This is a genomic window from Bogoriella caseilytica (assembly GCF_003752405.1).
Lineage (GTDB): Bacteria > Actinomycetota > Actinomycetes > Actinomycetales > Actinomycetaceae > Allobogoriella > Allobogoriella caseilytica.
Map to the genome: position 1 here is coordinate 432,961 of NZ_RKHK01000001.1, position 25,089 is coordinate 458,049.

The following is a 25,089-nucleotide window of genomic DNA, read 5'->3' on the forward strand; positions in this document are numbered from 1 at the left end:
CTCCCGACCGTGGTCAGTCCGGTTGCCTCACTCGTCGCCGGTGCCGTCGCCCATGTCGTCAACCGTCCCATCACCCTCGGGATCGGTCTCCGGGTCGGTGAGGTCGTCCTGGAGGTCCTCTTCGAGGATGGACTCCCCGGAGATCTCCTCCTGAGCCTCGATGGCCTCGGCAATCGCATCAGCAAGTCGCTGCTGAGCATCGCCGTAGGCGTCCCAATCGCCGTCGGCGAGCGCAGCCTGGCCATCCTGGATGGCATCGTTCGCATCGGAGAGTGCCTCGTCAAGGCGCTCCTGGGCCTCCTGCGGGACGTCATCCTCCTCGTCCTCGACGGCGTCGGGCAGTTCCTCACCTGTCGCGGCTCCGGAGTCACCGTCGAAGACGGAGTCCAAGGCCTCTTCCAGGCTGGCGGCGAAGCCGATCTGCTCACCGAAGGAGACCAGCACACGCTGCAGCACCGGGTACTGGGTACCGCCCGAGGCCTGCACGTAGACCGGCTGGACGTACAGCAATCCGCCGCCGACAGGGAGGGTGAGCAGGTTTCCGAGCAGCACCTCGGACTGACCTGAGGCCAAGATGTTCAGCTCTGTGGAGATGTCCGGGTTCGCGTTGAACATGTTCTGCACCTGACCGGGGCCGGGCACGGTGATGTCCGAGGGCAGCTCAAGCAGCCGGAGCTGTCCGTAGCCCTCTGCCACCTCGCCCGGGGTGTCACCGGTCTCGGAGTCCACGGCGAGGAAGCCGGTGAGGATGTTGCGCTCCGTCTGACCACCAGGGATGAAGCTGGAGGTCAGCGAGAAGGAGGCCCCCTCCTGCCCGGGCATCTGCATGGTCAGGTAGTACGGCGGCTGCTGGATACCGGTGTCGGCCACCGGGTCCGAGGGGAGACGCCAACGGTCGGAGCCCTGGTAGAAGGTCGCCGGGTTCGTCACGTGGTACTGCGAGAGCAAGGTGCGTTGGACCTTGAAGAGGTCTTCGGGATAGCGGAAGTGGCTCATCAGGTCACCGCTGACCTCGGAGAGCGGCGTGATGTGGTCGGGGAAGATCTCCTGCCACGTCTGCAGCATCGGATCCTCGTCGTCCCACTCGAAGAGCGTCACCGAACCGTCATAGGCGTCCACCACGGCCTTGACCGAGTTGCGGATGTAGTTCACCTGCTCCGGCTCGGCACCCACGGTGGTCGGGGTGCCGTCGGCAGCGAGCAGCGAGTCGACCGTGGCGTCCTCGAGCGACTCGCGCGCCGAGTAGGGGTAGCTGTTCGAGGTCGTGTAGGCGTCCACGATCCACACCAGGCGCTTCTCGGTGTCCGGATCCTCGTCCATGTCGACCACAGCCGGGTAGGCGCGGTTGTCGAGGGTCAGGTACGGGGCCGCCTTGGCCACCCGCTGGTGGGGGTCACGGTCATAGAGGATCTGCGACTCCTCGGTGACTCGGTCGGAGAAAAGGATCTGGAAGTCACCGAAGCGCAGCGTGTACGCGAGCTGCTCCATCATGCCGCCGATCGAGGGCCCGCCGTCTCCGGTGAAGGTGTTCGGGACGAAGGAGTCCTCGGCGTCGTCTGCCGGGAAGTCGAGCTCCCACGGCTCGGTGCCCTCGGGAGCACCGACGATGGAGTACTGGGGCAGGTTCTGCCCGAAGTAGACGCGAGGCTCGTACTCGCCGAGTTCACCGACCGAGGGGATCCCCTGCTGGAAAAAGGTGGGGCGCCCGTCCCCGGCGACGGTGTTGCCGGCTGCGGCGACCACGCCGAATCCGTGGGTGTAGACGGTGTGGTCGTTGACCCAGGTGCGCTGCTCTGGGCCCAGACCCTGCAGGTTGAGCTCACGGACCGCGATCACGGTGTCGCGCGATTCGCCGTCGATCTGGTACCGGTCCACGGACAGCGTGTCGGCGAAGGAGTAGTACTGACGCGACTGCTGCATCTGGTTGAAGGTCGGCGAGACGATGTTCGGGTCCAGCAGACGGATCGAGGCCGTGGACTGGGAGTCTTCCCGCAGCTGACCGGCTTCGACCTCCGTGGTCGCCGAGTAGGTGGAGGACTCCAGGCCCTCGAGACCGTATGCCGCGAGCGTGGCATCGATATTGCGCTGGATGTACTCACTCTCGTACTCGATGGCGTTGGGGTCTACCTGGAAGCGCTGGATGAGCGCGGGGTAGGCAGTCCCCAGGACCAGCCCGGAGACCACCATGACGGCGACACCGGCCACGGGCAGGCGCCATCCGCCGCGAATGGCTGCGACCACGAAGAGCGCCACCACGATCAGGGCGATGATCGCCATGATCAGGCGGCCCGGGAGCACGGCGTTGATGTCCGAATAGGCGGCACCGGCGAAACGACCGGTGTCGTTCAACAGCACCGAGTACCGGTCCAGGAGGTAGCTCGCACCGAGCAAGGCGGTGAAGACCGCAGCGAGGACGGCGAGCTGGATCCGTGCTGCCGTGGAGACCCGCTGGGCCCGCTGCGCCACGGAGATGCCGCCGTAGAGGTAGTGGGAGACGACGGTGGCGACGCCGGCCACGAAGGTGATCATCATCAGGAACGACACAGCCGCGTCCGCCACGGGCAGGGTGAAGACAAAGAATCCGATGTCGTAACCGAACTCAGGGTCCACCTCACCGAAGGGGGTCTGGTTCAGGAACAACAGCACCTCGCGCCACAGACCGGAGAGCGATCCGCCGGCGAAGAGACCCAGAGCCACGGGCGCGGCGATCATGATCAGCCGGCGCATCGGCTCCACCGCTTCGCGGTAGCGATCGAGATTCCGCTCTTCCTGCGTGGTGGGCGGATAGACCAGACGCTTGGAGTAGGCCAGGTGGAGATTGATCCAAATGGTGAAGGCCATGAGCACGAAGCCGATGACGAACAGAATCGCCCGCGTGCTCCACTCACGAATCAGGACCTCAGTGAATCCGAGATGCGAGTACCACCGCACCTCGGTCCACACATTCGCAGCAAGGACGGTCAGGCCGACCAGAGCGGCGAGGATCAGCACCGTGGGCATCAGTGCACCACGGCGGCGCGACGACGACGGCCCGTTGGGCCGTGCCGGGCGGGAGGGTTGTTCTGCAGCGGACGTCACAGGAGCGGTACCTCATCGATATCGGTGCGGGCGCATCGGACCCAGTCGCACAGAGCATCCTGCGGCTTCACAGGTTCTCAGTGGGCCCGTTCGGACAACGGACCAGTCCGCTACCAGGTTCCCATATCCATCCCATGCGTGCGTCAATGGTGACCATGACCTCGCCAGCTGAGACCGCGCCCACGCCACGCCTGCTCGCCCTGCGCGATGCCGTGCGGGAGATCGAACGACACGCCGCCGATCGCGGCTGGGACGGGGAGGTGACCGCCTCGGTGTTCGCACTGGTCCGCACCACCGACGCGCTCTCGGCCACCCCCGATCTGGCCGGCGAACTGCCGGAGACCGCCCTGGCGGAGGCCGCATCGGATCCCGAACACCTGACCAGCATCGAGCAGGACGGGCTGCCGGAGGCCACCACCCTGGAGGAACTCCTCGCCCAGCTGGCCTGGCCGGAGCAGGTCGACGGCGCCGCCGTGGTGGTCGAGCGTCTGATGGTCCCGCCCGAGGCTGAGCAAGGACTGCCTCAGGATCCCGAGGAAGCCATGGCTGCGCTCATGGCCCACCCGGATCGCACGGACGTGCGCCTCGCGGCCGGCGTGCTGCGGACCGGGGAGTCCTGGTGTGCGGTGCGCAGCCGCAGCCACGACACGGACGACGAGGTGGCCGGATCGCCCGAGGCCGTGCCCGGTCTCGTCGAGGCGCTGCGGGCGACCTTCCGCTAGCTCACTCGCAGCGCGGCAGCTCGTCGGTGCGGCCCGCGGTGACGTCCAGCAGAGCTTCCTTGGCCTCGGTCAAGGTGTCCACGGCCACCACCTCCAAGCCGTCTGGGATATTGCCGAGGACGTCGGCGCAGTTGCCCGCCGGCGCCAGGAACCATTCGGCACCGTCGCGCACCGAGCCGTGCATCTTCTGCACGATTCCGCCGATGGCTCCCACCTGACCCGCCAGGTCCACGGTGCCGGTCCCGGCCACGTGCTGGCCCGCCGCCAGATCCTCCTCGGTGAGCAGATCCGTGATGGCCAGGGAGAACATCAGGCCCGCACTGGGGCCACCGATGTCTTCGATGTCAAAATCGATCACGTAGGGAATCTCGACCTCGGGGTCGATGTAGATCCCGAGCAACGCACCGTGCGGCCCCTCTCCGGTGACGATCTCGACGTCCATGGCCTCACCCTCGCGCTCGAGGCCGAGAGTGACCACGGCACCGGGAACGGTCTCGCGAAGCACGGCCGACAGATCGGAGAAAGCCTCGACCTCCACCAGGCCTTGTTCGGGTGCTTCGATGCTGAGCAGCAGATCCCCGGCCTCGACCACCCCCTCGGCGCCGGTGCCGGGGCCCGCGCCGGCGATGGTCAGCGTCTGCGGCACCTCATAGCCGAGCGATTCGAGCGCGGAGACGGTGGCATTGGTCTGCGAGGACGTCATCTGCATGCTGGCCTGCTCGTCGAGCTCTTCGCGGCTGACCTCAGGGTTGAAGACCGACTCGACCGGCAGCACGAACTCGCGTTCCAGCGTCCACGCCCGCAAGACGTCGGAGGCCCGCACCGGATACCCCGGCCCGCCCACCACGGAGACCGTGGTCAAGCGCAGCTCGCCGTCGGTGGGGTAGGTGTCGATGCCGGATATCGTGATGAGCTCCTCACCATCGAGCGCACCAAGCGTGTCGAGGGTCGGCCCGGGCCGCTGCACGGCGTACGGCAGGTGGATCCCCACGGCCGTGATGAAGCCGCCGGTGAGGAAGGTCGCGCACGCGGCCAGGGTGATCAGGCGCGGCGGAATCCGCCAGGCAGGAGAAGGCATCGGCACATGGTATGCCGGGCTCTGCGGCTCGTGTGGACTGCGCCCTGGGCGAACCCACCACCCGCAGCCTCCGGCGCGCGCGTACGTTTGACCCATGAGCCAGGAACCCACGCGCGGCGACGGCAACGACGGTCACGGCCCTGGGGAGTGGGAGGAATTGCTCCGCTCCCTCCTGGGCCCGCAGGCAGCCGATGAGGCGATCGCGGCCATGCGTGCCTCGGGCCTGGATCCCTCGGCCATGTCGCAGGCTGCGGGGCTGCCTGCCGACCGCAACCAGCTCATGCAGATGATCACCCAGATGCAGCAGATGATGGCTCAAGGCGCCGGGGAGCCGGTGAACTGGAGCATCGCCCAGGATCTCGCGCGCCAGACCGCTGCGGCCGGCGGCGATCCCTCCGTTTCGGCTGCCGAGGCGCAGCGCGTGCGTGAGGCTCTCCAGGTCGCGGATCTGTGGCTCGACCCGGTCACCGACCATGCCCCCGCGCCCGGGCCGCGTGAGGCCTGGAGCCGGGCCACCTGGGTGGAGCGCACCCTCCCTGCCTGGAAGCGCCTGGCCGAACCGGTGGCTGTCTCGATGACCCGCGCACTCAGCGAGGTTCTGGGCACCCAGGCCGAGCATCTTCCCGAGGAGCTTCGCGCCCTGACCGGTGGCGAGGGACCGTTGCGCGCCATGGTCGATCAGATGGGCGCGGCCGTGTTCGGGATGCAGGTCGGCCAGGCGCTGGGCGCGCTCGCCCGCGAGGCCTTCGGCCCGACGGAACTCTCCCTCCCGCTGCTGGAGGCACACACCAGCGCCCTGGTGCCGGCCAACATCTCTGCTTTCACCGAGGGCTTGGACGTTCCTGAGGACGAGGTCCGCTTCTACCTGGCGGTGCGTGAAGCGGCCCACGCCCGGCTCTTCGCCCACGTACCGTGGTTGCCCTCCCACCTCCTCGGCATCGTGGAGTCCTACTCCCGGGAGATCGCCATCGATGTGGCGGCCATGGAAGAGGCGGTCCGGGACATCGACCCCTCCGACGCCGAGCAGTTGCGCCAGGCGATGTCCGGTGGCGTGTTCGCCCTGGAGCGCACGGAGTCACAGGAGGCGGCGTTGCTGCGCCTGGAGTCGGCCCTGGCCCTGGTGGAGGGATGGGTCCAGCACGTCACGGCCCAGGCCGTGGCACCACACCTCCCCCACGCCGTGGCCTTGCAGGAGATGCTGGCGCGCCGGCGGGCCTCCGGCGGGCCGGCGGAGAAGACCTTCGCTGCCCTGGTCGGTCTCGAGCTCCGCCCCCGCCGCCTGCGTGAGGCAGCCGCCCTGTGGGCGGCCGTGGAGCAGGAGCGCGGCGTGGCCGAGCGCGACGCCGTCTGGTCCCACCCCGACCTGATGCCGCGGGCCGAAGATCTGGACGACCCCCAGGGTTTCGCCGCCGGACGGCCGGCCGAGGATGACACCGCCCAGGACCTCGACGCCGCCTTGGCCGCGATCTTCGCCGAGGACGAGCGCCGCACTTCCGACAGCGCGGATCCATCGGCCGAGGGCGAGGAGGGCGCCGGTGATCCCGGCAGTGAGCCGGGCCCGGCCCACGAGGACTAGAGGCCCAGGCTCTCCAGGAACGCGTTGCCGAAGCGCCGCTGGGGATCATGACGCTCGCGCAGCGCGCCGAAGTCGGACCAGCGTGGATAGAGCCCTGGCAGGGCGTCGGCATCGGGGAGGAAGACCTTGCCCCAATGCGGCCTCGCGCCCAGCGGGGCAAGCGCCGCCTGGATCTCGGCGAGGACCGGACGGACCTCGGCCTCACGGGGGTGCCACGTGAAGTGGAAGCCCACGGTTTCCTGCTCGTAGGCCGGACTGAGCCAGAGCGAGTCCGGCGCCACGGTGCGCACCTCGCAGATGTGCAGCAGCGGGGCGATCCGCGGGGCGAGGTCGCGGAGCGCGCGGACCGCAGCAGCCGCGTGACGGCGTGGCAGGAGGAACTCGCTCTGCAGCTCGTCGCCGGCTGAGGGCTCGAAGTCGAGCCGGAAGTGGGGCCACCGCCCGTGCCAGGGGCCGAACTCGCCCATCTGGGCGGTGCAGACACTGCCATCGGCGCCCGGGATCGGATGACACGGCCCCTCAGCGGCGCGCGCGCCCAGCCAGCTCAGGTCCGGCGCGGGGTGGCCCTCCCGGTACTTCACCCAAATCTGATCGGCGAGCCCGTCCTCACGCCACCTGGTGAAGATGCTGACGCTGTTGCCCGCGGCCGCGATGTCGTCGAAGTTCTCCAGGACGGCATCCCAGGGCGCATGCTCAAAGACTCGCTGGGCCACCCGGTAGGTGGGCTCGACGTCGAGGGTCAGATGCGTGACGACGCCGAGGGCGCCGAGGGAGACCACGGCTCCGTCGAAGTCCTCTTCGCCGCGCCGGAGCACCACCGTCTCGCCGCTTCCGTTCAGGAACTCCACGGCGCAGACCTGGGTGGCCAGCGAGGTGATCTTCTCCCCGGAGCCGTGCGTACCGGTCGCGACGGCACCAGCCAGGGAGATGTGCGGGAGGGAGGCGAGATTGGCCAGGGCCAGGCCCGCGGTGTCGAGCGCCGGCACCAGATCTCCATAGCGCAGCCACGCGGGTGTTCGCACCGTGGCGCCCTCGATCCGGATGTCCGCTGGGTCCACGGGGATGTCGGTGAGCGAGACCAGGGCTCCGGGGCCGTCGGCAATGCGGTTGAAGGAGTGCCTGCTCCCGAGTGCGCGCAGTCGTGGTTCCCGGGAGATGATCTCCGCCAGTTCGTCCAGGCTGGCGGGGCGCAGCAACCGCTCGGCGCCGTACGTGATGTTGCCGGCCCAGTTCTGCCCTGGTGAGCTCGCCATAGAGTCCCCGTTTCCATCGTTGCGGTTCTCCATCATAAGCGGCGGCCGCTCGCTCCTTGCGGCTGGAGGAACGCCTGCGGTGGCTTCTTGTGGATATCCGCCACGGCCGCTCACCATCTGCCACTGTGTTCGCGATCAGCGCATGTTCAGAGACAGCCGAGGGGGACGTCGTGCGACTCAAGCCAGGATTGACGGTGGTGTGGTGTGAAGCGGGCCGGTCACAGGTGGGAGATGGCGCCGCGGCGTTGCGGCTGGATGGGCTGACCGCCGGGGAGCAGCGTCTTCTCGATCGGATGGACGGATTCGCGCACGGTTTCACTGAGACCGAGATCCAGATGGCCGCCCGGCAATACGGGGTCACCGCGAAGCGGGCAGGAGAACTTCTCGATGTGCTGCGCCACGGCGGCGTGCTGGAGATGTCGATGGAGCCACCCGGCGCCGCACAGTGCGCGGAACGGGACCTCGCCCATCGGCGTGACGCACTGGAGGCCTATGGACGCCGGGCCAAGCAGACCGTGCGAGTCATCGGTGCGGGACCGATCGCCACCGCAGCGGCGGTGACCTTGGCCGAGTGCGCGGTGGGCGGCATCTGGCCCGATCACGAGATGGTCCGCACCGAGCTGCGCATGAGCCATCCCCGCGTGCAGGTCGTGCCCATTCCGGATCGACTCCCTGACCTGACCATCGCGGTCTTCTCGCGCGTGGCGGACCCGGTGGTGCTCCGCGAGGTGGCCTTCACCGACGTGCCCTACCTACCAGTGGTGGTGCGTGAGGCGGAGGTGGAGGTCGGGCCCGTGCTGACCCCCGGGGTGGGACCGTGCCATCGGTGCCTGGATCTTCACCGCACAGAGGACGATCCGTGCTGGCCGACGATCGCCACGCAGCTGCGCTGCGCCGAACCGCTGGTGGCGCCGCCATCGTTGTTGCTCCCGGTGGCGGGCACGGTGGTGTCGCTGGCACTGAAGCATCTGGCCGGCGACGCCAGCGATGACACCACCCTGGTCGTCGAGCCGTCGAGGCCGACTCCCCGGACGGTGCCGTGGAGCGTGCATCCCGAGTGCGGATGCACGGGACTGGACGCGGCGGTGGCCGCCTGAGCGCGCCTCGCGCTCAGGCGGCCCCCACCTGCGCCAGCTTCTTCGGAGGGCGACCGCGGCCGCGCTTGCGCGCCACCACGACGCCGTCCACGAAGACCTCTCCGCCCCAGACGCCCCACGGCTCCTGCCGCTCGAGGGCGCCTGCGAGACAGGCCTCGCGCACGGGACAGGCACGGCACATGGCCTTGGCTGCCTCGACGTCCGACATGCTCTCGGCGAACCAGAGATCGGCGTCGCCTTCCTGACACGGAGTCGCTGCGCCCGGGAGGGTGGAAAGTACATCGGTGGCGGTGAGGCCACCGGCCCGTGCCTCGGAGATGAGGCTGGTGTGCTCCGTCATGGGCCAGGTAACGGAGGATCCTTGGCTGATCCGGTCAGTCAGGGCCGCGAGCTGCACTGAAAGCTCCTAGGTCGAGTCTCGAATGAGGGTCCTGGTGGGACGAGCCGGCCGAGAAACGACAACGGCCGCGGTCCCTGGTGGGATCGCGGCCGGAATGCTGCCTATGAGGTCAGCTCAGCTCTCGATCCCCTGTTCACCGCCACGGGTGCGCAGCGACAGACCGCCACGCACGCGAAAGGCGCGAGTGCCCCCGGGGGTGGCGAGTGCGGCTGGCATAGCAGCGGTGAGAGTCATGTTCCTCATCTTCTCGGCACCTCCTTCTGGGGATCGGGGATCCGTAGCGTGCTGGCTAGGCACCGGATCCTGCTTCATTCGGACAAAGAGGACACTAGAGGGGCCCACCCGGCGGCCACAATGTTTTTTCCGAACTTCCTCAAAATGTGGCCTGGCTCACTTTCCGGCGAGGGGGTGTGGGGGCTCCGGAACCCGACGAATGCGCGCCACCGGACCGGACTGAGGCGGGGGTCGATGCGCCAGCGCGCGTCGGCCACCGCCTCGGCCCTGCTACCTCGGTTCGCGAGTGAGACCGGCCGTCGTCAGCGCGGGGCGACGAAGGCCTCCTCGCGCTCGAACATGCCGAGTCGCACCCTGATGAGCCCCTCGTCATCCTCGGGCACCGCGATCACGAGGTTCCCGGTCTCGCTGCCCCCTTCGTAGAGCTCCCGTGTGGTGTCGAAGGCATCGGGCGCGACGGCGAAGGCATCGGAGGATCCGAGCGTCTCGCCGGAGGATGTCACCCAAGCGATGTCCGTACCGAGCATGGGCATCTCGGAATCAGTGCCGGTGTAGGTGGCACTGACGTCGATCAACACGAAGGAGTGACCTTCGGGTGGCGGCTCGTTGAACTGGTTCTCGGCCGCGACCTGCTCGTCGGCACCGAACTGCACCTCGTTGATGATGACCACCCAATCAGAGCCCTCGATACTCTCACCCAGAGCCAGCGGATTGGCCCGGCTCCCGCGCTCTCCCGCGGGCTCCACCTCTGCCTCCCCATCCGGCCCGTCTGCGGTCTCGTCCGCCGCTTCCTCTGCAGCCTCGTCCGCTGTTGCGGTGTCGGCCGGAGCCTCAGTGTCGGGCTCCTCCGATCCGAGGCCGCACGCACCGAGGGTGAGTAGTGCAGCAGCAAGGGGGATCGCGGCGGTCGAACTCTTCATGGCAACTCCAGTTGTCGGCGTCGGAGGATCGTTGAGATCTCGTGCTCGGGGGAACGGTGGATGACGCTACGAGCGCAGGTGCCTGCGGGCATCGCCCGTTCGGATCGTCTGCACCAGCCGATGGGATGAGGCGGCGGCAACCTGGAGGGCGACGCCGGTGTCGGGGGTTCGCCGTAACCTCCCCGCTGTGAGCCAGCACTCCGAGTCAGGTCCCCGGTCCGCCGCGGCGAGGGCGTGGCAGCGTGCCATGCGCTGGGGCAGCAGCTGGTGCGCCGTGCTGGTCTCTGTCAGCTGCGGGCTGGTCGCCATCGCCTTCGCGGCACCGAAGAACCAGGAGTTCCTCGCCCTCGGCTGGTTGCTGTTGTCCCTGACCGTCTCCGTGTCCCTGGTGTGGCGACGGCGTATGCCGGTCGTGGTGTGCCTGAGTGCAGCCGGGCTCAGCCTGGTGGCCCCGCTCGATCCGTTCGCCGCCCTGCTCGCATGGAGCTGGGTGCTCACGCTGCGCCGTGGCCTGCCGGCCTGGCTCTGTGGCTTCACAACCTCCCTCACCGTGGCAGCGGCGCTGACCCGCGACTATCTCCGCCCTCCCCGGCACACGCTCTTCGCCTTCACCGAGCCCGACAGCGGCGAACACATCAGCGCGCCCGGTCCGGCCTACCTCGTGGTCGGCCTCGTCGCCGTCCTGTCCTTCTGGGCATGGGGGATGGTGCGCCGGAGCCGGCGTGAGACGCGGGTCGCGATGGCCACCGAACTGGAGCGGGCGAAGGAGGCCTCACATCTGCGCAACGAGCTCTCCTCCCAGGAGGAGCGGCAGCTCATCGCTCGTGAGGTGCACGACACCGTGGCTCACCAGCTGTCGCTCGTGGCCTTGCAGGCCTCCGCCTTGGAGGTCGGCGACCGGGATCCTCAAGCGGCACGGAACATCCGCGGCGCCGCCCAGAACGCCCTCGATGAGGTCCGCGCCCTGCTGGGGTGGCTCCGCGACGGCGAATCCCCTGCCACGCAGACGGGATCGCTCGCCGACCTGCCGCAGCTGATCGAGGACGCCCGCGGATCGGGGGCGCAGGTGATCTCATCGATCTACGTGGAAGACGTCGCCTCCACCCCAGCACCGCTGAGCCGGGCCATCTACCGGATCGTGCAGGAATGCCTCACCAACGCTCTACGGCATGCACCGGGGGAAGTCGTCATGGTCGAGATTGCCGGGCCGGCACATGACGCCTTCCGGATCGAGGTCCGCAATCGCGTCTGCGACCCGGTCCGCGAGCAGCTCCTCGGGTCAGGGAGCGGCCGCGCCGGGATGATCGAACGGGCGCGCTCCCTGGGCGGGAGCTTGACGGCGAGCCGCTCGGGCGAGGAGTTCGTCGTGAGCGCCCACCTGCCACGCCAAAGCGAGCACGCTCCCGCAGGCCCACCGTCCACGCGGACGGGGCCCGCGGTCACTTCCCGGAGCGGCGAAGTCGGGGGTGGGCAGTAACCTCACCACCATGATTCGAGTGGCGATCGTGGACGACGATCCCCTGGTACGTCGGTTACTCACCACGGTACTGAGCACGGACGATACGGAGATTGTCGCCGAAGCCGGCGATGGGGACGAGGCGGTCGCGCTGGTCCACGCTCACCGCCCGGACGTCCTGGTCATGGACCTGCGCATGCGCAGGATGGGCGGGGTCGACGCGATCCACGCACTCCGCGCGCAGCCGGACCCGCCCGCTGTCCTGGCCCTCACCTCGCTCGGCGCCGAGGAAGCTGCGCTTGACGCCGTCCGCGCGGGCGCGGAGGGCTTCCTGACCAAGGACGCCGGCCCGATGGAGATCCGTGAGGCCGTCCGCGATCTGGCCCGCGGCGAGGGAAGCCTCTCCCCCCGCGCCGCGCGTCTCCTGATGGCTGAGGTGGCCGCGAGTTCACGCCACGAAAGCACCCAGCGCGCCGAGCATCTCGTTCGCGGCCTCACCGATCGCGAGCGGGAGATGGCCGTCGACGCAGCGGCCGGGCGGACCAACAGCTCGATAGCGGAGCGCCACTACCTCTCCGAGGCCACCGTGAAGAGCCACTTGGCTAGAGCGATGGCCAAGCTCCAGGTCGAGAACCGCGCCTCGCTGGCGGTGGTCATGGACCGGGCAGGCTTCGGTCCCTCATGACCAGCGCCCCGTAGAGCGTGCCGGCCACAACGATGACCACTCCCGCCGCGAGAGCGACAGTCATGGCCGCCGGGGTCCCCGCGCTCTCCCCCACGTGCCCAGCCACCGCGGTCGCCGCTGACTGGCCCACCACGATGCCTGTGGTGGCCAGCGACATCGCCGTGGCGGAGCGGCCGCGCGGGCTCAGCGCCGCCGTCAGTGAGAACAGGGTCACCAGGGTCGGGCCGATGCCGATGCCCACCACAGCGAGGGCGAGCAGCAGCACGGGAACGGTCTGCGCGAACTGCAGGGCGATGCCGCCGGCCAGAATCACGCCGCTGAAGACCAGCCAACGCGCGCGCAGGGTGAAGCCCTCCGGGAACAGCGCCGCCGCCAACGCGAAGACGGCGGACCCCACGCCGAGCGCCGCGTAGACCAGGCCCGCCCGCTCGGCGTGGCCGGCATCCTGCATGAACGAGGTGACCGAGGTCAGCGTCGCGCCGAACATGAATCCCACCCCCAGCACCCCCAGGATCACGATGAGCAGGCGCGGCGTGGCCAGCTCGCTCACGGGAGCGGGCGGCGAGGATGACGTGGAGTTTCTCGGCACTTCCTCGGCGCTGCGGTGCAGGGCGAAGGCGGAGACGAAAACGATCGTCAGCACGGCCGCACCGAGGATCGGAGCAGCCGGCCCGAGGGTCGCAGCGAGAAGCCCGACAATGACCGGCCCGAAGACGAAGGTGACCTCGTCGGCAGCCGACTCGTACGCCATGGTGCCGTTGAGTACTTTCTGACGACGTGCGAGAGGAAGACGCCGGCCGATGATGCCAACGAGTCGGCTGCGCGACATCGGTGCCACCTGAGGGGCGGTGGCGCCGACGACGAAAGCCGCCGAGAGCACAGCCCATCCACCGAGAGTAGAGAAGACCGCGGCTGTCACCAGCAGCAAGGCCACGCTGTTGACCGCTCCGGCGGCGAGCAGGACCCGACGCTGCCCCCAGCGGTCAGCAGCGGCACCGATGAGTGGGGCGAAACACGCCGTCCCCAAACCCACCATCGCCGAGGTGAGGCCACCCAGGCTGAGCGATCCGCGCCCCGCCACCACAAGTGTCAGGGTGCCGACCACCATCATGGCGTAGGGGAACCGCGCGATCAGCGCGAGCGGGAAGTAGATCGCCCCGGTGACTGAGACCAGGCTCCCCGGGTCGTGCGCTCCGTTCGTACGGGCCGCCGCCGGGCGGGTGCTGCCGTTCAGTTCTCGCGCCCCAGCCACTGGGTGATGTCCACATCCTCGCCGCGCACCACGGCGAGCACCTGACCCCCATAGGCCTCGAGCTTGGTGGCACCCACGCCGCGCAGCAGCGCAAGCTGGCGGAGATCTTTGGGCTTCGCGGTGGCTATGGCCTGCAAGGTGGTGTCGTGGAAGACGGTGTAGGCCGGCTTGGAGAGCTCCTTGGCCAGCACCCCCCGCCAGGTGCGCAGCCGTTCGAAGAGCTCGGCGTCCTCGGGATGCTCCGTCAGGTAGTCCTCGGTGCGCTGGCGGACGGCGGCACGGCGCGAAGGTCCGCGCCGTGCCGCTCCCGCGTCAGGATCGGGCCAGATGCCATCGAGGAAGCGGGTGGGCTTCCGGCTGGCGCGCCCACCCACTGCCCGGGCACGGGCATAGGAGAGCTGCAGATGTTCGCGGGCACGGGTGACGCCCACGTAGAGCAGGCGCCGCTCTTCGGCGATGGCCGCCGGGCCTTCAGCGAGGGAGATGGGCAGGAGCCCTTCACTGACGCCGATGAGGAAGACGGCATCCCACTCCAGGCCCTTGGCCGCGTGCAACGAGGCCAGTGTCACGCCTTCCACCGCCGGGGCGTGCTGAGCGGAGGCGCGTTCGTCCAGCTCGGCGACGAGCTCCGCCATGCCTGCACCGCGCGTGGTGTGCAGGTCGTCGGCGAGACTCACCAGGGAGTTCAGCGACTCCCAACGCTCACGGGCTGCACCGCGCGCGCTGGGCGGATTGACATCCCACCCCAGTGTGCCCAGAACGGCACGCACCACCTCGGGCATGGGTTGCTCGGCAGAGGAGCGCACCGCCCCGCGCAGCAGGACCAGCGCCTCCTTGACCTCACGGCGGGAGAAGAAGCGCTCACCTCCGCGGACCAGATAGCCGATCTGCGCATCGGCAAGCGCCTGCTCGACGACCTCGGACTGGCCGTTGGTGCGGTAGAGCACCGCGATCTCCGACAGCGGCACCCCCTCGCGCTGCAGCGCCGCGATGCGTTCCGCCACCGCACGCGCCTCGGCAAGATCGTCGTCATAGGTCTCGTAGCGCACCGGCACCGACGAGGGCCGCTGGGCGATCAGTTCGACGGCGGCCCGGCTGCGGTCCCCGCCGGCACGCGCGAGCACGCCATTGGCCAGTTCCACCACTTGCGGAGTGGAGCGGTAGTCGCGCACCAGCTTGATCACCGGCGCACCGGCGTAGCGCTGCGGGAAGTCGGTGAGGAAGCGGGGTGTGGCGCCGGTGAAGGAGTAGATGGTCTGCGAGACGTCCCCGACCACGCAGAGTTCGCGCCGGTCCCCGAGCCACAGGTCGAGCAGGCGCTGCTGCAGCGGGGAGACGTCCTGGTACTCATCGACCACGAAATGGCGGTACTGGCTGCGCACCTGGGAGGCGATGTCATCCCGCTCGCTGAGGATGCCCACCAGGAGCAGGAGCACGTCCTCGAAGTCGATCACTCCCCGCTCGGTCTTGACCTCCTCGTAGACCTCCAGCAGACGGGCGATCGTGGCGTGATCGTTCCCGGAGGGAGCCTCGCGACCGGATTTCCCGGCGCGTTCGACGTAGTCCTCGGCAGTGATGAGAGAGACCTTGGACCACTCCACCTCAGCGGCGAGGTCACGGATGGCGGTGCGGTCGGTGGACAGTCCCAGCCGGCTCGCGGTTGAGGCCACCAGGCCGGCCTTGTGCGCAGCGATCGGCAACGGGCTGCCACCGATGACCGAGGGCCAGAAGTAGGAGAGCTGCCGCAGGGCAGCGGCGTGGAAGGTGCGGGCCTGCACGCCGGCGGCGCCAAGATCACGCAGACGAGTCCGCATCTCTCCGGCGGCCCGCGCGGTGAAGGTCACCGCCAGGATCGCCTGCGGATTGAAGGCGCCTGAGAGCACCCCGTTGGCGATGCGGTAGGTGATCGCGCGGGTCTTGCCGGTGCCGGCGCCCGCGAGCACGCAGACCGGACCGGTGAGGGTCTCGGCCACGGCGCGCTGGTCGGGGTCCAGGGCCTCGAGCAGCTGCTCGGTGCTGGGTTGCTCGGTGGCGGGATGGCTGGTCATCGATCTCAGTCTGACAGGCAGGACCGACACCTCACGCGCGTGCCGACCCGTACCGGTGACGCGAACAGGTCGGCGGGCCCGTCGCCGCGGGCTGTGCGACCGACCTCGCGCCCCGGGTCATGGGGACAGCAAGCCCAGGTACAGCCCGCGCAGCACGGCCTGGGTGCGGTCGCGCGCACCGAGCTTCCACAGCACCGTCGAGACGTGGTTCTTCACCGTGCCCTCGGCCAGATGCAGCATCGCCGCAATCTCCTTGTTGCTGTAACCACCCGCGGCCAGGCGCAGCACATCGGTCTCACGCGCCGTCAGCGCCTCCACCGGTGCCGCGGGATCGTGAGGGCCCTCCACGAGCCCGCCCGCTTGCGAGGACGCCCGCAGCAGTCGATCCGTGAGTGCGGGCTGGAGCAGGGTCCCTCCGGCGGCCACGGTACGGATCCCGCCCACCAACTGCTCGAGCGTGACGTCCTTGAGCATGTAGCCACGAGCGCCGGCCTGAAGGGCGCCGAGGACGAGTTCGGCGTCGTCGAAGGTGGTGAGCACCAGCACCGGGATGTCGAGTCCGCGCGCTCGCATGGCTTCCAGGGTGGCGATGCCGCCCATCCCGGGCATGCGCAGGTCGAGCAGTACGACCTCCGGCCGGTCCGCTGAATCCGGCTCCTCGAGCAGGGCCAGTGCCTCGGCACCGTCCTCTGCCTCGGCCACGACCTGGACCTCATCGCTGAGCGCGAGCAGACTGCGAATGCCATGACGCACCAGGGTCTGGTCGTCCACCAGCAGGGCACGGATGGCCGTGCGCGTCTCACTCATCAGACCGGCACCTCCACGCGGACGTCGAAGCCACCGTCTTCGTGCCGGGAGAACTCAGCAGAGCCACCCAGACCCTCAGCGCGTTCCCTGATGCCCCGCAGTCCGTTCCCCAGTTCTAGGTGTTCCGCCCCCCAGCCATCGTCGTAGGCGTGCAGCACCAGGTGGTCCCCACCCGAGACGGTGATCCACAGGTTCTCGCCGGCGGAGTGCCGGATCGCGTTGGTCAGCACCTCCTGGACGGCGCGCACCACGGCGGTGGTCCGCGCCTCGTCGGTGACCACGTCGCCGGCCACCTCCAGGTGGATCTCCGGCGCGGGGACGTCGGCGACAACGCTGAGGAGCGTGGCGCGCAGGTCTCCGCTGTCGAGGCGCAGCTCGGACACGACGCCGCGCACGTCGGCGAGCAGCTCCTTGGTGATCTCCCGGGCCCGCAGCACGTGCTCGCGTGCCGGCTCCTGCGCGCGATGGCTCGCGACCTCGAGCTCCAGGGCCAGGGCGCTGAGCTGGTGTCCCAACACGTCGTGCAGGTCCCGCGAGATGCGCAGGCGCTCGGCCGCTCGGGTGGACTCTTCCAGGAGCGCGCCGGTGGCGGAGAGCTCGATGTGAGCTTGAGCCAGCTCCTGGTTCATCTCCTGCTGACGCCGCCAGGTCACGATCGTCACCACCGACACTGCCTGGATGACCAGGTAGAACAAGGCGGTGATAGCCGGTTCGAGCAGCCCCTGGCCGCGATAGGAGAAGATCGCCGCGGCTGTGGTGTTGATGAGGACCACCACCACCGTGCCCCAGAGCGGAACAACGTAGACGCTCAAGGTGGCGCCGAAAACCAGGATCACCAGGGAGAACCCGAAACCGGGAGACACCATCCCCGTGACCGCGAGCGCGAGCACCGCCTGGGTGAGGAAGGCGACCAGGGCCCATCCGCGCCGGGGATGGGTCGAGAGAAGTTCCGCCGCCCCGAAAGCGAGGACGAAACCGGCCAGGGCACTCCACCAGAGCCACGCAGGGCCCGGGGTGACCTGCTCCCCTTGGAGCTGCAGCACGGCAACCGGGAGGCCCACGAGGATGCCGAGGATGATCGGCAGCACCAGGGCCGCGGCAGTGAGGTCATAGCGGCGCACGCACCGAGCCTAGGCGAGGCCTCGCCGAACCGACCGTGCCGGAAGTCATGGATCACGGTCATGACCGGCGGCACGCGCGCTCGCCGGTTGCCGCTTCTTAGCGTGGGCTGCACGCCCGGCACGGACCGGGAGCACCAAGCGTGAGGAGTGATCATGGCCGCGGCCGTGCAGGTGAAGAACGCGCGCAAGCGCTACAGGAAGAAGGTGGCGCTCGACGGTGTCGACCTCACCGTCGAAGCCGGGAGGACCGTGGGGATCCTGGGCCGCAATGGCGCTGGGAAGACCACCCTGGTGGAGACGATCGCCGGGCTCCGGAAGCCGGACGCCGGCACCGCACGGGTGATGGGGCTGGATCCGATCGCCGACCGCGCACGGGTACGCATGGTGCTCGGGGTGCAGCTCCAGAAGGCGATCATGCACTACGACCTGACCGTCATCGAGAACCTTCGGCTACACCGCTCCTTCTATCCCGAGGGCCGCGATCCGGACGAGCTGCTGGAGAAGCTGGGATTGGCGCCGTCCCGGGACACGCGCTTCGGCAGACTCTCCGGTGGGCAGGCGCAACGTCTCTCCGTCGCCGCCGCACTGGTGGGCCGGCCACGCGTGGTGATCCTGGATGAACTCACCACCGGCCTCGATCCTGAGGGGCGCCGGGGGATCTGGCGGGTGATCGAATCGCTGCGCGAGGAAGGCGTCACCATCCTCCTGGTCAGCCACGCCATGGATGAGGTGGCCAGGCTGTGCGATCACGTCGTGGTGCTCGACGAGGGCCGTGTCCGCGCGGAAGGCACGCCGGAGGAACTCGTGAGCCAGGCCGGCGCCACGAACCTCGAGCAGGCCTTCCTGAGCCTGGTCGGCGCCACGGAGGGCGAACTGGACACCCTGAAAGGAGCAGCATGAACGCCTCAGCAGCCGGCGCGACCGGCTTCGACATCCCCCCGGCACGCAGGCCGGGCCTGGACGCCTGGGGGCAGATGATTCTCGCTGAAGGGCGATCCGTGGTGCGGGACACCGCTGGACTGGTGGTCCCGCTCGGCCTTCCGCTGCTGCTGATGCTGGCCCAGGCCTTCGGGAACTCCGAGCAGATCGTGCCGGATTCCGGCGGCCGCTCGGTTCTCGAGGTGTTCATCCTGCCGGTCACCCTGGTCATGATCGTCGCGCTGGTCGGGGTGGTGAACATGCCGTCCTTCCTTGCCATGCACCGCAAAGAGGGTTTGCTCAGACGGCTTGCGGCCACTCCGGCTCACCCGGCCATGGTGCTGGTCTCCCAGGTCATCATCTCCGCCCTGCAGACCGCTGCGGGTTTTGCGCTGGCCCTGGGTGTGGTCGGTTTCGCCTTCGGCCTACGCGGTCCGGTCGACCTGGCGCGGACCATCGGCGTGGTGCTCCTGATCGCGGCGGCGATGTACGCCGTCGGCATGCTCGTCGGGGCCCTGGTGCCGAGCACCAACGCGGCGATCGCGGTGGGGCTGCTCGCCTTCCTGCTGATGGGCGCGGCCGGGGGGATGTTCGGCGGCACGGACAACCTGCCTCAGGGCATCGCTACCGTCGGTGAGTGGCTGCCGTACGGGGCCGGGGTCCAGGTCTTCGAGGCGGCATGGATGGGGCAGCAGATCGAGACCGACCACCTGCTCGCACTCGGCATCGCCGTGGTCCTCGGCACCCTGAGCGCCGTGCGATTCTTTCGCTGGAGTCAGTGAGGGCACGCCGGTGCGGCCCGGGGCGGGAAGAACTCGGCGGGCCCGGTGGTTGTCGGGAGCAGACCCGAGACGAAGGAGCATCACATGACCACCGAGGCACCCGCCGCCGGCACCATCACGATGTACTCGACCACCTGGTGCGGTTACTGCCAGCGGCTCAAGACCATGCTCGACCGTGAGGGCATCGGCTACACCGAGGTCAACATCGAAGAGCACCCCGAGGCAGCGGCCTACGTCGAGGAGGTCAATGGTGGCAATCAGACGGTGCCCACCGTGGTCTTCCCCGACGGCTCTGCGGCGACCAACCCCTCGCTGAAGGACGTCAAGCAGCGTCTCGGAGCCTGAGTTTCAGGCGCTCTCGGGCAGCGCGGCACCGAACCATTGCTCGATGAGTACCCGGGCGATGGAGGCCTGCGAAGGCAGGCGGATCTCGCCGCGCTGCACGGCTGCCTTCAACTCGCTGCGCGTGAAGAAGCGCGCGTCGGTGATCTCCTCACCATCGACGGAGATCACCGGCGCTCCCGGTGCCTCGGCGAGGACCGCCCGGAACCCGAGCATCAGCGAGCAGGGGAAGGGCCAGGGCTGGGAGACGACGTACTCGACCTCGGCCACCTCGAGGCCGACCTCCTCGTGCACCTCGCGCACCACGGCGTTCTCCGCGGACTCCCCCGACTCCACGAACCCGGCCAGAGTGGAGAATCGGTGCGCCGGCCAGTGCGCTGCGTGTCCCAGGAGAAGGCGGTCCTCGGCGTCCGTCACCGCCATGATCACGGCGGGGTCGGTGCGAGGGAAATGCTGGGAGTTGTCGGAGAGGCACCGCCGCACCCAGCCGGAGCCCTCCACCACGGTCGGCTCCCCGCAGCGCGGGCACCGCGGATGACGGGCATGCCAGGCCGCCAGCGCCACCGCTGCGGTGGCCAGTCCGGCATCGCGGTCGCTCAGCGCCGTGGCAATGTCCCGTAGCTGGCGCCAGTGCAGCGAGGATGCCAGGCCCGCCAGCGCTGCGTCCTCCGCGATCGCCACTCCGTCGAGATCGCGCTCGGCACCGAGATCCGCCGGCAAGGTCAGGGCGAGGTAGGAGCGCGGCGAAGGCCCGCCGTCCTGTGCGGCTCCGGCCGGCAACCGATCGCGGCCGAGATAGGTCACGCGGCCGGATCCGGCCGCGAGTGCGCCGGCGGGAAGCTCCACCGGGGAGAACAGCGACAGTCCCTGCTCAGCGGCGGCCACCTCACCGCGATACACGAGCATGACGGCTGTGCCGGGGTCGGCGGCCACTCGCGACACGAGCTCGGGGTCGTTCCGGGAGGCGCCATCGGGATCGTGCGCGGCGCGCGAGAGCGGCGGGAGACTCACGGCGCCCCTCACGCCGGCACGCGGGCTCGGCTGGCGGAACTGATGGTGGCCTGGCCGAGCACCCGGGTGCCCGCGTAGATCACCAGGGACTGGCCCGGGGCCACTCCGCGCTGTGCTTCGGCGAGTCGCGTCTCGAGTCCGCCGTCGGCCAACGCGGTGACGGTGGCGGGCAGGGCCCGACCGTGGGCGCGGAGCTGCACCTGGACCTCGCGCGGGCCCGAACCGGCCGTGGCGTCCAGCTCGATGTCCTCGGCCAGCCACACGACGTCGTGGCTGTGGATGACATCGACGCTGAGCAGCTCGCTCGGGCCGACCACCACCTGCTTGGTCTCCGGCTTGACCTCCAGCACGTAGCGCGGCTTGCCGTCGGCCGCGGGGCGGTCGATACCCAGGCCCTTGCGCTGACCCACGGTGTAGGCGTAGGCGCCCTCATGCTCGCCGAGCACCGTGCCATCGGCGTCGAGGATCTCGCCGCGCTGTTCTCCCAGACGCGAGCGCAGGAAGCCCTGGGTGTCGCCGTCGGCCACGAAACAGATGTCGTAGGAGTCGGGTTTGGCCGAGACGCTCAGTCCCCGCTGCGCGGCCTCGGCCCGCACCTGCTCCTTGGTGGGCACGTCGCCGAGCGGGAAGATCGAGCGCTCGAGGCGCTCACGCCCCATGACGGCCAGCACGTAGGACTGGTCCTTGGCGTCGTCCGCGGCGCGATGCAGTTCCGCGCGGACGGTGTCATCGGCCTGCTCGACCTGCTCGATGCGCGCGTAGTGCCCGGTGACCACGGCTTCGAAGCCCATGGCCAAGCCGCGGTCGAGCAGCGCGGAGAACTTGATGTGCTCGTTACACCGCACGCAGGGGTTCGGGGTGCGACCGGCCTGATACTCGGAGAGGAAGTCGGCGACGACCGTCTCCTCGAACTCTTCCGAGAGGTCCCATACGTAGTACGGGATCCCCAGGACGTCGGCGGCGCGGCGAGCATCGGAGGCGTCCTCGATGGAGCAACAGCCCCGTGAGCCGGTGCGGTGCTGGGCCCGCGAGCGCGACAGCGCCATGTGGACTCCCACCACGTCGTGGCCGGCATCGACGGCGCGTGCGGCGGCGACGGCGGAGTCCACTCCGCCGGACAGTGCTGCGAGAACTCGCATCAGAGGCTCCCTGGGTGGACGGGCGTGCGGGACGTTGCAGCCGCGCGGCGGGCCGAACCCCGGCCGGCGTCGAAGACGCGGCGCGCGGCACCCGCGACCTGTTCCAGCACGGCGAGCGCGGCGTCGACGTCGTCCTCGGTGGAGGTGTGGCCCAGGGAGAATCGCACAGCGGCGCGGGCCTGCTCTCCCCGGTAGCCCATGGCGGTGAGCACATGGGAGGGCTGCTGCACCCCGGACTGGCAGGCCGCGCCCGAGGAGGCCGCCACTCCCGCCATGTCCAGGCCGGCCAGCAGGGCGTCGGCATCAGCGCCGGCGACGGTGAGGTGGGCGTGGCTGGGCAGCCACTCGGTGATGCCTCGGTTCTCGACCGGGCCGGTCACGGCGACGCCTTCGATCGTGGCGGCCGCGCCGAGCAGCCGATCGCGCAGGGCCGCGAGACGCTGTGCCTCGGCCTCCTGTACCGCGACGGCAAGCTCGACGGCCAGGGCCAGCGCACTGGCCTCGGCCACCGACAGCGTCCCGGAGCGCACACCGCGCTCCTGACCGCCGCCGTGCTCGACCGGGGTCATGGCGAAGTCCCGGCGGGCAATCAGCGCTCCGGTGCCCACGGGTGCGCCGACCTTGTGCCCGGTCAGGCTCAAAGCGTCCACGCCACTGGCATGGAAGCGGACCGGCACCTTGCCGATCGCCTGCACCGCGTCACTGTGCAGGGGCACGCCCGCGTGGCGGGCGCGAGCGGCCAGCTCAGCGATCGGCTGGATGACGCCCGTCTCGTTGTTGGCCCACATGATGGAGGCGAGCGCGAGGTCTCCCCGGTCGAATGCCGTCTCGACGCCGGCCGGGTCGAGAGCACCAGAGGGCGCCACGGGGAGTTCGAGGACCTCCGCGCCCTCGTGCTCGCCAAGCCAGGAGGCCGCTTCCAGGACGGCGTGGTGCTCGATGGCCGAGACCGCCACGGCGGTGCGGGCCGGGTCCGCAGCGCGCCGGGCCCAGTAGGCACCCTTGACGGCGAGGTTGTCGGCTTCGGTGCCCCCGGAGGTGAAGAGCACCTCGGCCGGATCGGCGTCCACGGCGGCGGCGAGCTGCTCGCGAGCCTCCTCCACCCGAGCGCGGGCGGCCCGCCCGGCAGTATGCAGCGCCGAGGGGTTGCCGAGGCGGCTCAGCTCCTGGCGGTAGACCTCGGCGACCTCGGGGCGAACCGGTGTGGTGGCCGCGTGGTCGAGGTAGGCGCTCATGTCTGGCCCGCGCTGCTGGCGGCTTGGTGCTCGCGGAGCGCGGCGATCGCCTGGGGCAGGACGTCGTGGAGGTCTCCCACAATGCCCAGATCGGCGAGCTCGAAGATCGGTGCCTCGGAGTCGGTGTTGATCGCCACGATCGTCTCCGCGGCAGAGATACCGGCCGTGTGGTGGATGGCGCCGGAGATGCCGGCACCGAGGTACAGGCGGGGGGCGATGGTCGCGCCGGTCTGGCCGATCTGGGCGGCGTGATCGATCCAGCCTTCGTCCGTGGCATCGCGCGTAGCGCCCACGGCAGCGTCCAGCAGCTCGGCCAGTTCGTGCAACAGGCTGAAGTCCCCCTCGGTGCCTCGCCCGCCGGCGACCACGGCGCGGGCTTCGGAAAGCGGCACGGCGCCATCGCGAGGGTAGGAACGGGAGGCGGTCACCTCGACGGCGCGCGCCGTCTGCGAGATCTCCACCGGAACGCGCACCAGAGCGGACTCGATGCCCTCGACGGGCTCGGCGTCCACGGCGGTGGGCTTCACGGCGATGACCGGCACGCCGCTCGTCACCCGGCACACGGTGTCCCAGGTGGCTTGCAGCACGGTTTTGGAGACGAGGAGCTCGCCCTCTGCGGCGCCGTCCTGTGCGGGGCCGCGGTGCACGCCGGTGGCATCGACGATGGCGCCCGAGCCGAGGCCCAGAGCCAGCCGAGGCGCGAGTTCTTTGCCGGCGAAGGTGGAGACGAGCAGGATCGCGGAGGCCTCGGTCCCCGCCGCCACCTGCAGCACAGCCTCAGCCGCCACTGCCGAGACGCTCGGAGAGACGCCGTCGGGGAAATCCGGGACGTAGACGGTGCCGGCGCCGTAGCGGGCCAGGCCGTCGAGGTCGGGATCGCTGACCAGCGCGATGGCCTCGACCGGCCCGCTGGTCAGGCTGCGCGCCAGGGTGAGGACCTCGGTGGCTCCGGCGGTGAGCAGGCCTCCGGCGTGGTCGGCCACCACGAGTACCGGGTGGGCAGCCAGGGTCTGCTGGGTCAGGCTCGTGTCCGCGCTCATGCCAGGCCCTTGCCGATCAGGTAGTCGGCGAGCTTTCGGCCAGCGTCCCCGGTGTCGGTGAGGATCCGGCCGGTCTCCCGCGGGGGCCGCGGCTCGGCCGAGACCACGGCGGTGGTGGCCAGGGCCTCACTGGTGAGCGCGTCCCCTGGCAGGTCGGCGAGGGTGAGGGTGGTGACCGGCTTCTTCCTGGCGGACATCAGCGCCATCGCGCCCGGCATCCGCGGCTCGTTGGCCTGGTCGGTCACGGACACCAGAGCCGGGAGGACGGCACGCTGGCGTTCCTCCGTCTCGCCGAGGGAGCGGGTGATGCTCAACACCTGAGCGCCGTCCGTGAACTCGAGTTCCAGGTGGCTGGCGAAGGTGAGGGCGGGCCGGTCCAACACGGCGGCGAGCGCCGTGGGCAGCATCGAGGTCAGCCCGTCCATCGTGGCCATGCCCGTCACCACGAGATCCACCGGTGCTGGCTGCAGGCCCTGCGAGCCGGCTTCCAAGGCGGCGATGGCACCGGCGAGCACGCGCGCGGTGCCCAGCACATCGGCGCCGGCGACTGCGGGGTCACTCAGATGCACGCCGGCGTCGGCGCCCATCTGCAAGGAGCGCCGCACCGCGTCGATCGCGTCGTCCGGGCCGACGGTCAGGGCCAGGACCTCTGCCTCGACGCCGGCACCGCGAGCGTGCTCGGCCAGGGCGATGGCGGCTTCGACCGAGTTCTCGTCGAGCTCGTTCAGGGCGTCGTCGAGGCCGCGGACCAGGTGCCCGTCGTCGTCGAGGGTGCGTTCGGACTGCATGTCCGGCACGTATTTGACGCATACAACGATCCGCATACCTGCCAGGGTAGGCGTTTCCGCTCCACTGGCGCAGAGGGCTCGGTCACCTCCGGCCCGGCACGGGGACG

23 protein-coding genes are annotated in these 25,089 nt (G+C 69.7%); 8 read left to right on the plus strand and 15 right to left on the minus strand.

The features are described 5' to 3' along the window. Nucleotides 1-27: 27 nt before the first annotated feature. A complete protein-coding gene (locus EDD31_RS01940) occupies nt 28-3,000 on the minus strand; it encodes a UPF0182 family membrane protein (RefSeq protein ID WP_123302673.1) in 2,973 nt (990 codons plus the stop codon). Between the two features lie 233 nt (nt 3,001-3,233). On the opposite strand from EDD31_RS01940, the gene EDD31_RS01945 reads away from it, so the two are divergent. Then, on the plus strand, nt 3,234-3,800 hold the full coding sequence (locus EDD31_RS01945; protein WP_123304997.1) for a PPA1309 family protein: 567 nt from the start codon (nt 3,234-3,236) through the stop codon (nt 3,798-3,800). A 1-nt stretch (nt 3,801) separates the two neighbouring features. On the opposite strand, the gene EDD31_RS15035 is transcribed toward EDD31_RS01945, so the two are convergent. Then, nucleotides 3,802-4,878, minus strand: a complete 1,077-nt coding sequence (locus tag EDD31_RS15035) for a YlbL family protein (RefSeq protein WP_281270413.1) — start codon at nt 4,876-4,878, stop codon at nt 3,802-3,804. A 94-nt stretch (nt 4,879-4,972) separates the two neighbouring features. Here EDD31_RS15035 and EDD31_RS01955 point away from each other — a divergent pair, with 94 nt between their 5' ends. Next, on the plus strand, nt 4,973-6,454 hold the full coding sequence (locus tag EDD31_RS01955; protein WP_123302675.1) for a zinc-dependent metalloprotease: 1,482 nt from the start codon (nt 4,973-4,975) through the stop codon (nt 6,452-6,454). On the opposite strand, the gene EDD31_RS01960 is transcribed toward EDD31_RS01955, so the two are convergent. Beyond that, entirely contained in the window at nt 6,451-7,707 is a 1,257-nt protein-coding gene (locus EDD31_RS01960) for a D-arabinono-1,4-lactone oxidase (protein ID WP_123304999.1), read from the minus strand. The two genes, EDD31_RS01955 and EDD31_RS01960, sit on opposite strands and share 4 nt — an antisense overlap. Before the next feature lie 170 nt (nt 7,708-7,877). On the opposite strand from EDD31_RS01960, the gene EDD31_RS01965 reads away from it, so the two are divergent. Then, a complete protein-coding gene (locus EDD31_RS01965; RefSeq protein ID WP_148058834.1) occupies nt 7,878-8,804 on the plus strand; it encodes a hypothetical protein in 927 nt (308 codons plus the stop codon). 13 nt (nt 8,805-8,817) lie between these two features. Here EDD31_RS01965 and EDD31_RS01970 read toward each other — a convergent pair whose 3' ends face one another. The 3 genes from EDD31_RS01970 to EDD31_RS01975 form a co-directional block, all read right to left on the minus strand. Further along, nucleotides 8,818-9,201 carry a WhiB family transcriptional regulator gene (locus EDD31_RS01970; RefSeq protein ID WP_483964250.1) on the minus strand — a complete coding sequence of 128 codons (384 nt, stop codon included), beginning with the start codon at nt 9,199-9,201 and terminating at the stop codon, nt 8,818-8,820. A 117-nt stretch (nt 9,202-9,318) separates the two neighbouring features. Further along, nucleotides 9,319-9,447 carry a hypothetical protein gene (locus tag EDD31_RS15040; protein WP_281270414.1) on the minus strand — a complete coding sequence of 43 codons (129 nt, stop codon included), beginning with the start codon at nt 9,445-9,447 and terminating at the stop codon, nt 9,319-9,321. Between the two features lie 293 nt (nt 9,448-9,740). Next, complete coding sequence (locus tag EDD31_RS01975) at nt 9,741-10,358, minus strand: hypothetical protein (protein WP_123302677.1); 618 nt, start codon at nt 10,356-10,358, stop codon at nt 9,741-9,743. Between the two features lie 187 nt (nt 10,359-10,545). On the opposite strand from EDD31_RS01975, the gene EDD31_RS01980 reads away from it, so the two are divergent. Next, nucleotides 10,546-11,835, plus strand: a complete 1,290-nt coding sequence (locus tag EDD31_RS01980; RefSeq protein ID WP_148058835.1) for a sensor histidine kinase — start codon at nt 10,546-10,548, stop codon at nt 11,833-11,835. 10 nt (nt 11,836-11,845) lie between these two features. Beyond that, the gene (locus EDD31_RS01985) at nt 11,846-12,499 is read left to right on the plus strand and encodes a response regulator (RefSeq protein WP_123305004.1); all 654 of its coding nucleotides are present in this window, start codon (nt 11,846-11,848) and stop codon (nt 12,497-12,499) included. On the opposite strand, the gene EDD31_RS01990 is transcribed toward EDD31_RS01985, so the two are convergent. From EDD31_RS01990 to EDD31_RS02005, 4 genes are all read right to left on the minus strand, one after another. Further along, complete coding sequence (locus EDD31_RS01990; protein WP_245990754.1) at nt 12,468-13,751, minus strand: MFS transporter; 1,284 nt, start codon at nt 13,749-13,751, stop codon at nt 12,468-12,470. The two genes, EDD31_RS01985 and EDD31_RS01990, sit on opposite strands and share 32 nt — an antisense overlap. Beyond that, nucleotides 13,730-15,799 carry an ATP-dependent DNA helicase UvrD2 gene (locus tag EDD31_RS01995; protein ID WP_123302679.1) on the minus strand — a complete coding sequence of 690 codons (2,070 nt, stop codon included), beginning with the start codon at nt 15,797-15,799 and terminating at the stop codon, nt 13,730-13,732. The genes EDD31_RS01990 and EDD31_RS01995 overlap by 22 nt, the downstream gene beginning before the upstream one ends. A gap of 117 nt (nt 15,800-15,916) precedes the next feature. After that, nucleotides 15,917-16,606: a response regulator gene (locus tag EDD31_RS02000; RefSeq protein ID WP_123302680.1), complete on the minus strand. Its 690-nt coding sequence runs from the start codon at nt 16,604-16,606 to the stop codon at nt 15,917-15,919. Beyond that, nucleotides 16,606-17,727, minus strand: a complete 1,122-nt coding sequence (locus EDD31_RS02005) for a sensor histidine kinase (protein ID WP_123302681.1) — start codon at nt 17,725-17,727, stop codon at nt 16,606-16,608. Before EDD31_RS02005 ends, EDD31_RS02000 begins: the two co-directional genes overlap by 1 nt. A 153-nt stretch (nt 17,728-17,880) precedes the next feature. Between EDD31_RS02005 and EDD31_RS02010 the strand changes: the two genes are divergently transcribed. The 3 genes from EDD31_RS02010 to EDD31_RS02020 all read left to right on the plus strand — a co-directional run bounded on the left by EDD31_RS02010 (nt 17,881) and on the right by EDD31_RS02020 (nt 19,772). After that, a complete protein-coding gene (locus EDD31_RS02010; RefSeq protein WP_123302682.1) occupies nt 17,881-18,627 on the plus strand; it encodes an ABC transporter ATP-binding protein in 747 nt (248 codons plus the stop codon). Further along, nucleotides 18,624-19,427 carry an ABC transporter permease gene (locus EDD31_RS02015; RefSeq protein ID WP_123302683.1) on the plus strand — a complete coding sequence of 268 codons (804 nt, stop codon included), beginning with the start codon at nt 18,624-18,626 and terminating at the stop codon, nt 19,425-19,427. The genes EDD31_RS02010 and EDD31_RS02015 overlap by 4 nt, the downstream gene beginning before the upstream one ends. Nucleotides 19,428-19,511: 84 nt before the next feature. Further along, nucleotides 19,512-19,772 (plus strand): mycoredoxin, encoded by a 261-nt coding sequence (locus EDD31_RS02020; protein WP_123302684.1) that lies wholly within the window; start codon nt 19,512-19,514, stop codon nt 19,770-19,772. 3 nt (nt 19,773-19,775) lie between these two features. Here the strand turns inward: EDD31_RS02020 and nudC are convergent, their stop codons facing one another. Genes nudC through EDD31_RS02045 form a run of 5 tightly spaced genes read right to left on the minus strand, consistent with a single transcriptional unit; the run spans nt 19,776 to nt 25,018 of the window. Continuing rightward, entirely contained in the window at nt 19,776-20,780 is a 1,005-nt protein-coding gene (gene nudC / locus EDD31_RS02025; RefSeq protein WP_245990757.1) for an NAD(+) diphosphatase, read from the minus strand. Between the two features lie 8 nt (nt 20,781-20,788). Then, complete coding sequence (mnmA, locus tag EDD31_RS02030; protein WP_123302685.1) at nt 20,789-21,919, minus strand: tRNA 2-thiouridine(34) synthase MnmA; 1,131 nt, start codon at nt 21,917-21,919, stop codon at nt 20,789-20,791. After that, nucleotides 21,919-23,154 (minus strand): cysteine desulfurase family protein, encoded by a 1,236-nt coding sequence (locus EDD31_RS02035; protein ID WP_123302686.1) that lies wholly within the window; start codon nt 23,152-23,154, stop codon nt 21,919-21,921. Before EDD31_RS02035 ends, mnmA begins: the two co-directional genes overlap by 1 nt. Further along, the gene (locus EDD31_RS02040) at nt 23,151-24,194 is read right to left on the minus strand and encodes an electron transfer flavoprotein subunit alpha/FixB family protein (RefSeq protein WP_245990764.1); all 1,044 of its coding nucleotides are present in this window, start codon (nt 24,192-24,194) and stop codon (nt 23,151-23,153) included. Before EDD31_RS02040 ends, EDD31_RS02035 begins: the two co-directional genes overlap by 4 nt. Continuing rightward, nucleotides 24,191-25,018, minus strand: a complete 828-nt coding sequence (locus tag EDD31_RS02045) for an electron transfer flavoprotein subunit beta/FixA family protein (protein WP_123302687.1) — start codon at nt 25,016-25,018, stop codon at nt 24,191-24,193. Before EDD31_RS02045 ends, EDD31_RS02040 begins: the two co-directional genes overlap by 4 nt. Nucleotides 25,019-25,089 lie beyond the last annotated feature (71 nt).

Excerpts from the sequence above, each read along its gene's own strand:
- EDD31_RS01945 (WP_123304997.1), top strand. The coding sequence starts at position 3,234 with ATGACCTCGCCAGCTGAGACCGCGCCCACGCCACGCCTGCTCGCCCTG.
- EDD31_RS01940 (WP_123302673.1), bottom strand. The coding sequence starts at position 3,000 with ATGCCCACGGTGCTGATCCTCGCCGCTCTGGTCGGCCTGACCGTCCTT.
- mnmA (WP_123302685.1), bottom strand. The coding sequence starts at position 21,919 with ATGCGAGTTCTCGCAGCACTGTCCGGCGGAGTGGACTCCGCCGTCGCC.
- EDD31_RS01960 (WP_123304999.1), bottom strand. The coding sequence starts at position 7,707 with ATGGCGAGCTCACCAGGGCAGAACTGGGCCGGCAACATCACGTACGGC.
- EDD31_RS01955 (WP_123302675.1), top strand. The coding sequence starts at position 4,973 with ATGAGCCAGGAACCCACGCGCGGCGACGGCAACGACGGTCACGGCCCT.
- EDD31_RS02035 (WP_123302686.1), bottom strand. The coding sequence starts at position 23,154 with ATGAGCGCCTACCTCGACCACGCGGCCACCACACCGGTTCGCCCCGAG.
- EDD31_RS02010 (WP_123302682.1), top strand. The coding sequence starts at position 17,881 with ATGGCCGCGGCCGTGCAGGTGAAGAACGCGCGCAAGCGCTACAGGAAG.
- EDD31_RS15040 (WP_281270414.1), bottom strand. The coding sequence starts at position 9,447 with ATGAGGAACATGACTCTCACCGCTGCTATGCCAGCCGCACTCGCCACC.
- EDD31_RS02020 (WP_123302684.1), top strand. The coding sequence starts at position 19,512 with ATGACCACCGAGGCACCCGCCGCCGGCACCATCACGATGTACTCGACC.
- EDD31_RS01975 (WP_123302677.1), bottom strand. The coding sequence starts at position 10,358 with ATGAAGAGTTCGACCGCCGCGATCCCCCTTGCTGCTGCACTACTCACC.
- EDD31_RS01995 (WP_123302679.1), bottom strand. The coding sequence starts at position 15,799 with ATGACCAGCCATCCCGCCACCGAGCAACCCAGCACCGAGCAGCTGCTC.
- EDD31_RS02045 (WP_123302687.1), bottom strand. The coding sequence starts at position 25,018 with ATGCGGATCGTTGTATGCGTCAAATACGTGCCGGACATGCAGTCCGAA.
- EDD31_RS15035 (WP_281270413.1), bottom strand. The coding sequence starts at position 4,878 with ATGCCTTCTCCTGCCTGGCGGATTCCGCCGCGCCTGATCACCCTGGCC.
- EDD31_RS02000 (WP_123302680.1), bottom strand. The coding sequence starts at position 16,606 with ATGAGTGAGACGCGCACGGCCATCCGTGCCCTGCTGGTGGACGACCAG.
- EDD31_RS02015 (WP_123302683.1), top strand. The coding sequence starts at position 18,624 with ATGAACGCCTCAGCAGCCGGCGCGACCGGCTTCGACATCCCCCCGGCA.
- EDD31_RS02040 (WP_245990764.1), bottom strand. The coding sequence starts at position 24,194 with ATGAGCGCGGACACGAGCCTGACCCAGCAGACCCTGGCTGCCCACCCG.
- EDD31_RS01985 (WP_123305004.1), top strand. The coding sequence starts at position 11,846 with ATGATTCGAGTGGCGATCGTGGACGACGATCCCCTGGTACGTCGGTTA.